Here is a 12,010-nt window from a genome sequence, read left to right as displayed (position 1 = left end):
TCTATACATAGAATTTTAGTTGGCTAGCGTCTCAGCGGCAGCAGCCGGCTGCGGGTCCGGCCAGGTAATCACATTGCGGGTCCGGCTCCACTCTTCATAGAATAGCGGCCGGTCACGCTTAAACATCCGCAGAATCAGATGAATGAAGAAGATCAGATCGGCAAGCGCGGCTGTAATTCGTATAACCGTAGAACTGGCAGTGCCGAAATTAAGCATTAAGGCAGAATCAAGGGACAGGAAGTTTATTCCTCCAAGCAATCCATAGAGTAGACCATACCTCACCCACACCATCCATAATTTGAGCGGACCGCCATCCGCACTGCCCAGCCGGATTCGCACCACCCATTTGCCGAGCGTCCGCCCTCCGGTAAAGAGAGGGACAATCAGGAAATACACCACACTGACTGCCCAGAATGAAATATTCAGAGATAGCTGATTGAGCAGAAGTGCCGCTGACATCCATAGGACTGCATCCAGCAGGCAAGCGAGGCCTCTGCGGGTGTAGGTAACCTTTTTGGCGGATAAATCCTCCTGGCTGTCCAGCTGTTCAATCCGCGGCAGCAGTCTGGAGATCCATAAGGCGATCCGGAATCCGGCTATTCCGCCGAACGTATTGGTGATCAGGTCATCGACATCAAAGATCCGGTAAGGATGGTCGAAGAAACCGTAAATTCCGGTAATCTGTGTAATCTCAAACAATAGCGACAGCCCGAAAGATAGCATGATGCACACGACCCATCGGGTCCGGAAATAGTAGCCCAGAAACAGCCCGAAAGGTAGAGTCAGTACAACATTGAAGGCAGCCAGCAGGAAATCCGTTTCGCGCAGTACGTTAAGATAGCTTGACGGCTCATTACGCGAGAGATGCGTATTGTGCAAGATGTCCTGAATGAACTGCAGCGGCACAGGCTGGAGCATATGCCCGGTAGGCGCAGCGTTATGGCGTGAGTCCGGCATGGGCAGCAGCACCAGGAAAAAGGCGTTCAGCAAGTAGAGGAGCAGCAAATAGAGGATTAGCGCCCGAATCTTGTTGATATAACCGTGCCGGCGGTATTGAACGATCAGGAACGGCAAAGTGAAGAACAGCGCCGCTAACGGAAAAACCATAAACGCATAAGAGATCGGAAAAAGATAGGATTGAAACATAGTTCACCTGCTGCCTTAGTTTTTGTCTGAACGATTTCTCGATAGGATGCTAAACATTATGTATGAGACCCGCTTTTTAATGTTGCAGACTATTTCCCCTATTATAACTTGCTTGAACCGACTTCAGTATAGAATTATACCCGGGCTTAATCCATGGAATTAATCATTCTATCCGTTCTTTCCTGCATACATATGAGGAGAGGAGCGTGAGACAAGATGGAGAAGAAGGTACAGCAGTATTATAAACTGAAGACCAGGCAGAAGGAGCTGGAAAAGGAGCTGGCCGGGCTGAGGCAGGATATTCTGGCCTATTTTGCAGAACAGGGCAAGGTGGAGTCGGTTATCGGCAGCTACAAAGTGAAGCTTGTCACGCAGAACCGGAAGGAATATGATGATGATAAGCTTTACCAGACATTGTCAGATCCGGAACTATGGAGGCTGCTCTCCAAGGCAGACCCGGCCAAAGTAGCGAGTCTCACGAAATTGAAAGTGATTGACGAAGAGAAGATTTCACATACGTATGATGTGAAGACAATTACGCTGCTGCAGGTGGATAAACAGTAGATTCTGCGGTACCGGAGGCGGAGGGGAAATGCACTTTCCGTTTCCGGCGCAGCAGGGAGATTAATATGATTGGAGGGGGATGGGAATGAACAGGACAAGGACCGGAATGAAGAAGGCCCGGTTTCGCCTCGTTGCGGGAGTGCTGCTCATTATCGCTCTAGGATTGCTTGCCTTTTTTTACAGGGAGATTTCTTCCGGTCCGGAGAAGCTTCAGGCATGGCAGAAGGTATTTAGTCTAACGGTTCATACTGCAGACGGAACACCGGAGCCGGCGCAGCCGGATCGTGAGGCTTCTTATGGAAGCTACCGTGTCACCGACAGCAAGGCACCCGGCTATACGCTAATTGTAAATGCTGAAGATGCGGATGAGATCAGGCTGAGTGCAAGTACGGGCAGCTTCATACGCTGGAATGCGCCAGACTATAAGGTGAACCAGGCTGGTAAGGAGATTACGATAGCGCCGGGTGAGACGATCTATTGGACTCCGCTAACCGGAGAATCACCGGAGAGAATTACAGAGAGTGAGCTGACAATGTCTGCTTACCGGCATAACTCGGTGTTCAGCGAAGCCCGGTTTATGATCCGAAGTGATGAGAGCGGCGTCTATACAGGAAAATGGACAGAGGTGGATTAACTGATCGCCACATGCCCTTTTTTGCGTTAAAATAACAAGTGGGTTTGTTCAAAGCAAGGCAAGAATCATTCATAGACGGAATAGATACGGAGGAAGAGTAGACATGAAGGATTTTGATCTGATGCTGGAGAAATATGCAGAGCTTGTGGTAAAGGTTGGCGTGAACGTGCAGCCGGGGCAAGTGCTGATGGTGCATGCACCGCTTGAGACTGTGGAGCTTACCCGGCTAATCGTAGGCAAAGCTTATGAGGCAGGGGCTAAATATGTGCTTGTGGACTGGGATGATGAAGCGGTAACGCGCATCCGTTATGAGAAGGCTTCTGAGGATTCCTTCGGATATTACCCGCAGTGGCATGCGGACATGCTGGAGGGGTTCGCTGAAGAAGGCGGGGCTATATTACATATAAAGGTACCAGACCCTGAGCTGTTCCGCGGAATTGATTCCGCCAAAGTCTCCACAGCGGTTAAGGCTGCTGCGGTAGCACGCAAGAAATATCAGAACTATACCCGCAACAACCGAATCAGCTGGTCGCTGGTCAAGGCACCTACGCGTGCCTGGGCGGACAAGGTATTCGCTGATATGCCGGAAGAGGGCCGGATTGAGGCAATGTGGGAAGCAGTGTTCCAGATGAACCGTGTGGGCAGTGAGGACCCGGTTGCTGCATGGCGCAGTCATATCGGTGACCTCAAGCAGAGCCAAGAGCGGATGAATGCCAAGCGGTATAAAAGCCTGCATTACCGTGCACCGGGCACGGATCTGCGCGTACAACTGCCTGAAGGCCATCTGTGGCGCGGCGGCGGAGGTGAGAATGCCGGTGGTGTGTATTTCGTAGCAAATATGCCAACGGAAGAAATCTACACGATGCCGCATCGCACCGGAGTCAATGGTACTGTCAAAAGCACCCTTCCGCTTAATCTGAACGGACGGCTGGTGGACGGAATTACGGTTACCTTTACGGACGGTAAGGTTACAGCCTATGATGCCGAATCCGGGCGTGAGCATCTGACCTCGCTGCTGGACACGGATGAAGGGGCCTCTTATCTTGGGGAGGTGGCACTGGTGCCGCATGACTCGCCGATCTCCCGGCTGAACAGAGTATTCTATAATACCGGGATCGATGAGAATGCATCTTGTCATTTCGCCCTAGGCAGTGCGTATCCGGTTAACATTGAAGGCGGGACTTCCATGACAAGCGAAGAACTGATTGCCAGGGGAGCCAATGTCAGCCTTACGCATGTCGATTTCATGATTGGCTCGGCGGAGCTTGATATTGACGGGGAGCTGGCCGATGGGACCATCGAACCGGTGTTCCGCCAAGGTAACTGGGTGCTGTAGCCGAAGGATATTCGGCGGCTTATCAGCTGCGTTCCACAAGTAAGGCCGCATTTTTTCCCGGTCAGCGGGGAATGCGGCTTTTTTTGTTATAATCATTGCCGCAGGATAAAACTGTTTGTGACACCTCTCCGTCTAATTCATGTAAAAGTGATGGAGAGGAGAGGGAGAGATGACGATGTCCGGGGCAGAGATGAAACGGGTTGCTGCCGCTGTGCCGCATGAAGAGATGGATTTTGTTAAGGCGGTTATGGAGCACAGCGATCAGCTGTATCATATTGCATACAGTTATCTGGGCAACCGCAACGATGCGCTGGAAGCCTTGCAGGAAACAACCTGCCGGGCCTGGATGAAACGAAGAACCCTGAAAGATCCCCAGGCCTTCAAATCCTGGCTGATACGGATATTAATCTATGTCTGCATTGACGAACAGCGGAGAAGGAAGAGGGCGGTCACAACCGCAGCGGAGAACATGATTGAGCCGGTCATTCATAACAGCACTCATACTATGGAGATGCAGTGGGCACTCTCGCAGGTGAAGCTGAAATACCGTCATGTGCTGCTGCTCAAATATTACAATGATATGACCTTGGCTGAAATCGCCGTCCTGCTTAAGAAGCCGGAAGGGACAGTCAAAACCTGGCAGCACAAAGGACTGAAGCAGCTTAGGATGATTATGAAGAACCGGGGTGAATGGAATGAACAGTAGCAGGGAAGAACAGGCGATGTTGTCTGATGCGGTCCGTATACACGAGGCAGCTGAAGCGGACGCCGGAGGCAATGCGGTCAGAATGGCAGTTCAGGCGGGAATGGAGAGCGGACGCAGAAGAAGCTGGCAGAGCAGATTCACCAAAGGTTCTTTCATCGGTCTGGCTGCCGCTGCGGTTGCCGCAATGATCCTATTTTTCATTCCAGTAATCCACGATTCCACATCGCATACTGCCGCGCCTCCTGGAGCAGTGAATTGGGGAGAGCTGGAAAAGTTTAAACGGCTCTACTCTTTTGATATGGAGGCAGCGACTCTGGATTCAGCTATCCGGCATAATTATATCCAGATGATTAATCATAGTGCCGCTAGCGGAGATTACAAGATCACATTGAATGCCGTTACAGCGGATGAGAACCGGATTATCTTTTTGTATACCGCAGAAGTGGCTGAAGGCCAGGAGGTCTATGGTACCAGCAGTGCACGAATGAAGGATCTATCGACAGGACAATATTTGGAGAACGGTGGCGGAATCGGGGGCAATAGGGCGGCTTCTGGCCTGCTCAATAACCGTATTTACTACGGCCGAAGCATTATTAATCTGGACCGGAACAAGCCGTTCCCGGAACAGCTGGAAGCGGATTTCCAGATCGCCTCTGTGGACACCGGCAAGCTTGGTCAGCCGAAGACAGGGACAATTGTAGCCGACATGCATTATTCTCCCAGACTCAAGGTCAGCTTCAAGCTGGACCCGAAATTCAAAGAGCAGCAAACTGTCATTGTTCAGCCGGATGAAGACTTCGTCCTGGACGGGATCGAAGTGACACTGGAGAAGGTTGAAATCTCACCCCTTCTGATCCGGACGATGATTAAAATTAAGAATGAGTCAGATATTACCTGGCAGAACAGGCAAAATATATTTGAAGTTGTATACGGGAATGAAATTCAGTCGATTACAAAATATGGAACTATCCATCTAGGAATGACGCTGGGATCCGGGACTTATGAGGGGTTTGAACGGAGATACGGCAGCAATCTGCTGGATCAGCCCAAGTCCCTGAATATGATTCTGAAGACAGGTACGGGGAAGAATGCCAAGGAAATTAACGTGCCCATTCTGCCGTAAAATATGATGAGAGCAGGCTGACCGCCGGTATTTTCAGCGCGTCAGCCTTTGTGCTGTGTCACCTGTGCAGTGTCTAACTATTAAGGTTAACACTTATTCAATCCGGTTATTGAATCTGAAGGCAAGCAGGTACCCGTCGAAGGTCTCTCCGGTGCACTCTGTATATTGACCCTGCGTATAGCGGGAGACCGTCTTCCGCCAGAATTTCTGTCCGGTTAGATTCTTCACCGCCGGATTGGTAAATAGCTCCCATTCGCCCCGGAACCGTCCAAACAGCTCCACAGCCGCTTGCTCCGCGATACCAATTCCCCTGAAGGGCTGCAGCAGAAAAAAGTCATTCACGAAATAATTCACCCCCTGCGCGCAGTGCGGCGGAGTGGCAATCAGTGCGAAACCAGCCGGCAGTGAATTCACCATGATCAGAAAAGGGTAGAGAATCCCGGGTTTCTCCCACCAGATATTCTGCACTTCATACTGGTCCGCCAGTGTGCGGCATTCGTCAGCATCCTCAAATATACCGTGCCGGTTAGGGGTATGCCCTAAGAGGGCAAGGCCTACGGGAAACGCTCTTAAACCGGGCTAATTCAGAATGCCTTCTCTGGACAGAAAACTTGATATTAAGCGGTATGCTGTGCCAATGACCTCGTGGCTATGGGGGCAATTATGGAATTAGGCCGTAAGGGGATAAAGTTGCCTGACGATCTCTCGGTGATTGGCTATGATGATGCTTTTTTACCGCATATACGAAGCGCCGCTTACCACCATACGTCACCGGTAGGAAGAAATTGGAATGCTTGCCGCTGAATTGCTGATTGAAATGATGAATGGCGGAGCCGGAAGAAGTCTGCGGCTTGATCCAGAACTTTTCAGACGGGATATAGTTATTTGTGTGAATTTATATTTAAATGAAAAAAAGGCCATGCAGCTGTTATATCAGTGCATGGTCTTTCGTTCTGGGCTTACACTTCAATATTGAAGCGAGCCAGTTTCTTTAGTATTTATTTCGTAGAGACCAGGCCAATAAAAGTTACGGGACCAGTCGAAAGCTTGGTTTTGGTTTTACCATCATTGCTGAACCGGTACAAACAATCGTTGTCTCCAGCGTTAATATAATATATACCCGGGATATCGTTTGTAATTACGGAGTAGTCAGATTCTACACCCGCCATCTTGGTCAGTGTTGAATCGGCATTCAGTACATAAGCATCGTTTTTGGTATAAAAAATGGTAGTAAGCGTGGTTCCATTCTTTACGGTTTGGACATTGATAACATTAGTCAGTGCAAGTGCCTTAGAAGAGGCTATTTTGCCATTTGCAAGAGTGCTGATATATGCTTTGCCTTTGGAATCCACATATGCCAGTTTGGTATTGCTTAACTCGCTGATGCTTAGGACACTATTCTGGCTCAGTTGAAGGATTTTTCCGTTTTTGTCAATCAGGAAGCCTTTGCCAGTAGTGAAGTTGTTCTCTCCATTTGCATCAAGTTTAATCCCTTTGTTAAACAGGAAGTAATTATTGGACCAGGTGCCCGCGTACACTTCATTTGAATCCAGCGGACTTTTGGCATTGGCTGCTTTGGGAGCCCCTCCGCTTAAGGGAAGCGTGTAGAGCACCTTAGAATTAAGGGAATATTCTGTTTCACCAGGAATAGTGTCAATCATCAGGTTAAGGCTGGCACCATACGGGTGGATGAAACTGGCATCCTGAATAGCTCCGCTGGCGATCCATTGAATGGCTCCGCTCCCGTCACTAGGCTTAGAAGCTACCCAGGTAGTGGTTGTATCCTTCAAGGCATTATAGTAGATTCGTCCATTCAGGACGTCGAAGCACTGGAAGTTCGCATCTGCATTGTCTGCGACCCGCGTAAGCTGGGTATCATCTTCAGCATTGGCTGAAGTCCGGTAGATGCTGCCCGTGTCATCCATGAAGTACAGGAAGTCGCCATCGATCAAGAAATAGACAATATTGCGATCTCCGCTAAAATTGGTGATTAAGGCATCGGGATCAGTTAAAGATAGGCGCTGTATACCCATGGAGCTTTCATAGTAAAAATAGAGATATTTACCTGTCGACATTAATCCGTTGCCATCGAAATTCTCGGCGATTTTCTGTGTTTCACTTCCGTCTGTCGTTACACGGTATAGAACTTCATTGGATACATAATACACATATGCTTTACCTGCTGCCGCTGAAGCCGTTTGTGTCCGGCTGGCGCCTGCTGTACCGATGGTAACCAGTAACAGTGCAAGTAGAATGCAACCTAGTTTTTTGGATAATAACTTTAAAGCGTTCATGTGAAGTCTCCTCTTTGGCAGATGTGGTATACAGTAAATACTGTCCTAATAAGATATCGGAGAGATTCACAATATGTAATATAAATCTAAAGAACCAATTATTAACTGAAACATAAAAGTTATCAAGGAAGTTGCTAGGGGATTCTGCGTTCTTATGTATGGTGAAAGGCGGTAATCCTACGGGGAGGAAAGGAAATATAGTCTGACGAGTGATGGAAAGAGTCCCAAGACTTGCACGAATGAGAAAATGTAACCGAACCGCATTATACGAGAAGTATAAGTGGAAGCACATGGCAGCGGACTGGGCCAGGGGGCGGCGATCGGGCTGGCCAAAAAGGGACATAAGGTGATCGCTTCCGTAGATACGATCTCACAAATGTTCCCCTTGCGGGAGGCGGTAGAGAGGTGGCAGAGAGGCGGAGGGCGTTGAGCTTGAGGTGGTGAAGCTCGATGTGAACAATAAGCGGGACCACAGCCAGCTGGAAACCTATGATTTTGATATCTATGTAACCAACGCCGGTATCGGCGAAGCCGGACCGGTTGCAGAAATTCTGCTGGAGAATGTCCGCCGGATTATTGAGACTAATGTATTCAGTTCACTGGAGATGACTCAGACGAGCATCGAAGCCAAACATCATCCGTTCCAGAAGGTCTATCCCGAGGCGGCTGAGCTGCTGGTGAAGGAGAATGAGCGGAAAATTTGGGATGAGAAAATATAAATTTGTAGTGAATACAGGGAAGCGGGGACCGGCGCATAGCTGATCCCCGCTTTTTTTGCGTGTGGTAGGTACGCTATCGAAAATTATGCTAGTGACTGCATATTATAAAGAATCTGTTCCTATATAGGCCTCAAGCAGTTCCCTTGAGGTTTTGCCCACCAGCAGGTTGCCGTCACTGGTCCATTTCAGCAGACGTCCCCTCTCCAGCTTCACGGCTTGCCGGGTCTTCTGATTAAGCAGCCAGATATCCGAATTCATACCTTGAACCGCATAATACACGGGCTGGTCTCCAGGCTCGGGGAGGAAGTGCAGCTCCTCCGGGAATTTCACCTTTCCGGCGGATTCCTCGAAGAGAAGCAGCAGGCCAGCGGGAAGTGAAGGCTTCTCCAAGAACTCAATTACCCCAGTATCGGTATGAACCAGATTCACTCCACCGTTGCCATATTGCTCATATCCGCTGACCGGAACTGTGAGGATACCGGGATCTTTCCAGGCCATCGGATAAATAAACAGAAATCCGTCACTGTGGCTTTGGACGCTGGCCCTCGGTTTGCTGAAGACTTCTTCGCCCTTACGGTTCAGCACAATCAAATCGGCGTCAGGACCTATATACGGCTCAGAGGCAACAAGCAGGGCAGCCTGGCTGTTATCCGGAGATGCGGTGAGGCCATATACCGGCCGCTTGGCAGTATACAGCTTTTTGGCTTCTCCGGTTGTAATATTCACCAGGTATAAAGTGCGGTTTCCTTTGACAGCGAAAATCTCATCATTCAGCAGCCGGTCGGCATAGAGCACATCATTGCCGTAGTCATTGCCGTAGGGAGGTTCCTCACCGGACCATTGCGGTGCCGGCCAGGATGTTATGCTTCCGTCCTCCGCCAGAAGCTCTGGCTGCTCACTGCCGATGTGGTAGATAAGCAGTTGCTGCTGTTCGTTCAGTCCGGTCCTTACCGGTTGAAACAAGTTAATGGCTGCTGAAGCCCATTCTCTTATAACCTCTCCCTGTTTGCTGACAAGCCGGACACCCCGGAAGGAATCTGCCGGATCCGGTATAGCCTCCGCACCAGGGGCTACGGTAACTCCAGGAGCAGACGGGGAAACGGCAGGTTCAGGTGTGCTTGTGGCCACCGTTCCTGTGAATCCTGGAGCAGCGGATGAGGAAGAAGACTTAGGGGGACCAGCCTGCACTGAACTGCAGCCGCCGAGTGCAGCAATGGTTACAAGCAATAGCAAGAATAGCCTAATACTGCGGTTCATAGATTCACATCCATTTCCTATTATTGGGATAATGAATCCCTATTATTAGGAATAGACGCGGAAATCATTGTGAAGTTGCAGCCGAGCGAGGCAACTCGAAGCTCCAGTCGGCGTCATTGAAGAGCTTGTCTGTGACTGTACGGATTAGCGTCAGCTCCTTCGGAATGGATTTCATACCGTCAACAATCAGATACACAAGATCAGAGTTCCCACTACTCTGGCCAAAGGTAACGAGATCCCCCTCCCGGTAGGAACCCCAGCGGATTACATCATACTCGGTGCCATTGCCGTCCCGGGCTATCCATTTGTCCATATCGAATTCATTGCTGAATTTGCCGCTGACAGCCATCCAGGCCGACAGACCCGGCAAGGTCTGAGTCTCAGTGATCTTTATATTATTCACATTCAAGATATCGCCCTCTGCTGCAAAGACAGCAGGCTTTGTCTTCAGCAGCGCCGGATTGAACGTTAATGAATCATCCGATTCAACAGGGATGGAGAAGCCGTCGAGTACGAAATAAATCGGCTCGCTGAGATATGGAAGTTCCGTTAAATGATAACTCCAGTTCAATTGGAGATCATGACCGACGTTGTACATCTCAGACATTCCGCCATATTTAGTATTAATGAGCGATCCTACGATTTGACCTTTGGCATTCTCGAAATGATACCTGACACCCAGATTAATCCTGCGGTTCTCCGGAACTTGGGAGGCCAGCTTATCCTTAAGCAGGGTACTGAATTCAATTTTGGCACCGGCAGGAGAATGCGTGATGCCTTTCATCAGAATTTCCAGCCCTTCAGGTGTGGTGTAGCTGTATTTACTCAAATCAGAGTTCACTGTCAGAGCGTTGGCGGTTGTCATGTCTGCAGCATAACTGAAGCTCCAATTCCCCGAAATCCTATCATTGGTCTTGTAGTCCAGCATCAGCTCATGAACCTTCCCTTCAATGAATACGGTATCCCCGGGCTGTTCTCCTTTGAAATAATAGGTTAATAACAGATATTCAATCCTGAACTTATCGGGGCCGAGCTTAGTACTCATATGATTGATGACCTGCAGGTCTCCAATTTCTAGCCCTTCCTCGTTACGGAGCTGCAGCTGGGTGATATCAAACATACTCATCATTTCTTCATCTGGCTGACCTTTGGCATCGGTAATTCTCAGATTCAGAATCATCCGGTTCGGGTCGGCAACAACCTCTTGAAGCGTCAGCGTATAGCCCTGATCCGTGACCTCAATATCAGGCAGCTTCACTACCCCGGCTTTCTTGGCTTCCAGCAGGTGATGGTCACTCCACTCGGAAGGCAGTATGAGCAGCCGATGGGATTTGGCGGATTGGATCTGCTGTAGAGCAGATAAGTCCGGGAGCAGGAACAGCAGGACCGCCAGCGCAATGGCAGCTGTACCCAAGCCTGCCCATAGTACATTATGCCGGAACCTTCTGCGGCCGGGATTGCTGGTATAGCCAGCCATGGACCCGCTTGATGCAGGCAAAATCTCCGTCTGGCGGATTTGCTCCATAACACGCCCCGTGAAATCCTCATCCATCTGATGATCTTCATAACCGGACAGAGACATCAGCATAACCTCATCTGCCACATTATCGTGTGTGCGGTAATCCGATTTTTTCATTGGAATCCTCCTTCGGTTTCGGCCATTGTTTTTTGAGCTTTAAGCGGGCGCGGTGCAGACGGTTCTTCACCTGATGCAAGGTCATTCCCGTGATGGCGGAAATTTCCTCATAGGTCAATTCATTGGTATAACGCAGCAGCAGCACGATCCGGTAGCGTTCCGGAAGCCGGGCCAGCTTTTTTTGCAGCTCCAGCTTGTTTTCCTTGATCATATACCGCTCTTCAGGTGTCGGGGCCTGATCCCTCTCTTCCAGAATGGAGCCTCCCGAGAAAGAGAATGCCTTGCGCCGCTTCTGTGATCTGAACCGGTTGATGGCAATGGCGTAGAGCCAGGCGGCGAAGCTGGACTGCTCATTATGGCTGCGCAGCTTCTGATAGGCCTGAATGAAAGTCTCCTGCGCCAGATCCTGCGCATCCTGATGGCTCGCACCGAGACCCAGCAGCAGACGGTATAAACCGGATTTATACTGGTCAACCAGTATAGCAAAAGCCTCACGATTTCCGGCCAGCACCTCGGCAATTATGATTTCGGCATTGTCTTGTTCCTTCATCTATTGCCTCCAAATGGACGTATTTACTTATAAGACGCGCAGACG

Annotated in this window: 15 protein-coding genes; 9 read left to right on the top strand and 6 right to left on the bottom strand. The window is 49.7% G+C overall.

Annotated elements, in window-relative coordinates:
- Positions 1–15: 15 nt before the first annotated feature.
- A complete protein-coding gene (locus tag MKX70_RS23885; protein ID WP_340840936.1) occupies positions 16–1,146 on the bottom strand; it encodes a VanZ family protein in 1,131 nt (376 codons plus the stop codon).
- 216 nt (positions 1,147–1,362) lie between these two features.
- On the opposite strand from MKX70_RS23885, the gene MKX70_RS23880 reads away from it, so the two are divergent.
- From MKX70_RS23880 to MKX70_RS23860, 5 genes are all read left to right on the top strand, one after another.
- Complete coding sequence (locus MKX70_RS23880; RefSeq protein WP_340840935.1) at positions 1,363–1,710, top strand: hypothetical protein; 348 nt, start codon at positions 1,363–1,365, stop codon at positions 1,708–1,710.
- 85 nt (positions 1,711–1,795) lie between these two features.
- Complete coding sequence (locus tag MKX70_RS23875) at positions 1,796–2,344, top strand: hypothetical protein (protein ID WP_340840933.1); 549 nt, start codon at positions 1,796–1,798, stop codon at positions 2,342–2,344.
- Between the two features lie 103 nt (positions 2,345–2,447).
- Positions 2,448–3,680: an aminopeptidase gene (locus MKX70_RS23870; protein ID WP_340840931.1), complete on the top strand. Its 1,233-nt coding sequence runs from the start codon at positions 2,448–2,450 to the stop codon at positions 3,678–3,680.
- Between the two features lie 169 nt (positions 3,681–3,849).
- Entirely contained in the window at positions 3,850–4,386 is a 537-nt protein-coding gene (locus MKX70_RS23865) for a sigma-70 family RNA polymerase sigma factor (protein ID WP_340840929.1), read from the top strand.
- Entirely contained in the window at positions 4,376–5,509 is a 1,134-nt protein-coding gene (locus MKX70_RS23860) for a DUF4179 domain-containing protein (protein WP_340840927.1), read from the top strand. Before MKX70_RS23865 ends, MKX70_RS23860 begins: the two co-directional genes overlap by 11 nt.
- Positions 5,510–5,602: 93 nt before the next feature.
- Here MKX70_RS23860 and MKX70_RS23855 read toward each other — a convergent pair whose 3' ends face one another.
- Complete coding sequence (locus MKX70_RS23855) at positions 5,603–5,977, bottom strand: hypothetical protein (RefSeq protein WP_052416342.1); 375 nt, start codon at positions 5,975–5,977, stop codon at positions 5,603–5,605.
- 183 nt (positions 5,978–6,160) lie between these two features.
- Between MKX70_RS23855 and MKX70_RS33470 the strand changes: the two genes are divergently transcribed.
- Positions 6,161–6,313 carry a hypothetical protein gene (locus MKX70_RS33470; RefSeq protein WP_081956509.1) on the top strand — a complete coding sequence of 51 codons (153 nt, stop codon included), beginning with the start codon at positions 6,161–6,163 and terminating at the stop codon, positions 6,311–6,313.
- Positions 6,300–6,485: a hypothetical protein gene (locus tag MKX70_RS23850; RefSeq protein ID WP_042236019.1), complete on the top strand. Its 186-nt coding sequence runs from the start codon at positions 6,300–6,302 to the stop codon at positions 6,483–6,485. The genes MKX70_RS33470 and MKX70_RS23850 overlap by 14 nt, the downstream gene beginning before the upstream one ends.
- A 22-nt stretch (positions 6,486–6,507) precedes the next feature.
- Here MKX70_RS23850 and MKX70_RS23845 read toward each other — a convergent pair whose 3' ends face one another.
- Positions 6,508–7,803 carry a DUF5050 domain-containing protein gene (locus tag MKX70_RS23845; protein WP_340840923.1) on the bottom strand — a complete coding sequence of 432 codons (1,296 nt, stop codon included), beginning with the start codon at positions 7,801–7,803 and terminating at the stop codon, positions 6,508–6,510.
- A 280-nt stretch (positions 7,804–8,083) separates the two neighbouring features.
- On the opposite strand from MKX70_RS23845, the gene MKX70_RS23840 reads away from it, so the two are divergent.
- Both MKX70_RS23840 and MKX70_RS23835 read left to right on the top strand, forming a co-directional pair.
- A complete protein-coding gene (locus MKX70_RS23840; RefSeq protein WP_156123134.1) occupies positions 8,084–8,233 on the top strand; it encodes a hypothetical protein in 150 nt (49 codons plus the stop codon).
- Between the two features lie 22 nt (positions 8,234–8,255).
- Positions 8,256–8,522 carry an SDR family NAD(P)-dependent oxidoreductase gene (locus MKX70_RS23835; RefSeq protein WP_197073085.1) on the top strand — a complete coding sequence of 89 codons (267 nt, stop codon included), beginning with the start codon at positions 8,256–8,258 and terminating at the stop codon, positions 8,520–8,522.
- Between the two features lie 102 nt (positions 8,523–8,624).
- Here the strand turns inward: MKX70_RS23835 and MKX70_RS23830 are convergent, their stop codons facing one another.
- From MKX70_RS23830 to MKX70_RS23820, 3 genes are all read right to left on the bottom strand, one after another.
- Entirely contained in the window at positions 8,625–9,779 is a 1,155-nt protein-coding gene (locus MKX70_RS23830) for a hypothetical protein (RefSeq protein ID WP_340840922.1), read from the bottom strand.
- A 64-nt stretch (positions 9,780–9,843) separates the two neighbouring features.
- Complete coding sequence (locus MKX70_RS23825) at positions 9,844–11,415, bottom strand: DUF4179 domain-containing protein (RefSeq protein ID WP_340840921.1); 1,572 nt, start codon at positions 11,413–11,415, stop codon at positions 9,844–9,846.
- A complete protein-coding gene (locus MKX70_RS23820; RefSeq protein ID WP_042236025.1) occupies positions 11,384–11,965 on the bottom strand; it encodes an RNA polymerase sigma factor in 582 nt (193 codons plus the stop codon). The genes MKX70_RS23825 and MKX70_RS23820 overlap by 32 nt, the downstream gene beginning before the upstream one ends.
- Between the last annotated feature and the right edge of the window lie 45 nt (positions 11,966–12,010).

Source organism: Paenibacillus sp. FSL R7-0312, assembly GCF_038004445.1.
GTDB lineage: Bacteria > Bacillota > Bacilli > Paenibacillales > Paenibacillaceae > Paenibacillus_AQ.
This window is presented reverse-complemented; position numbering and strand designations above follow the sequence as displayed.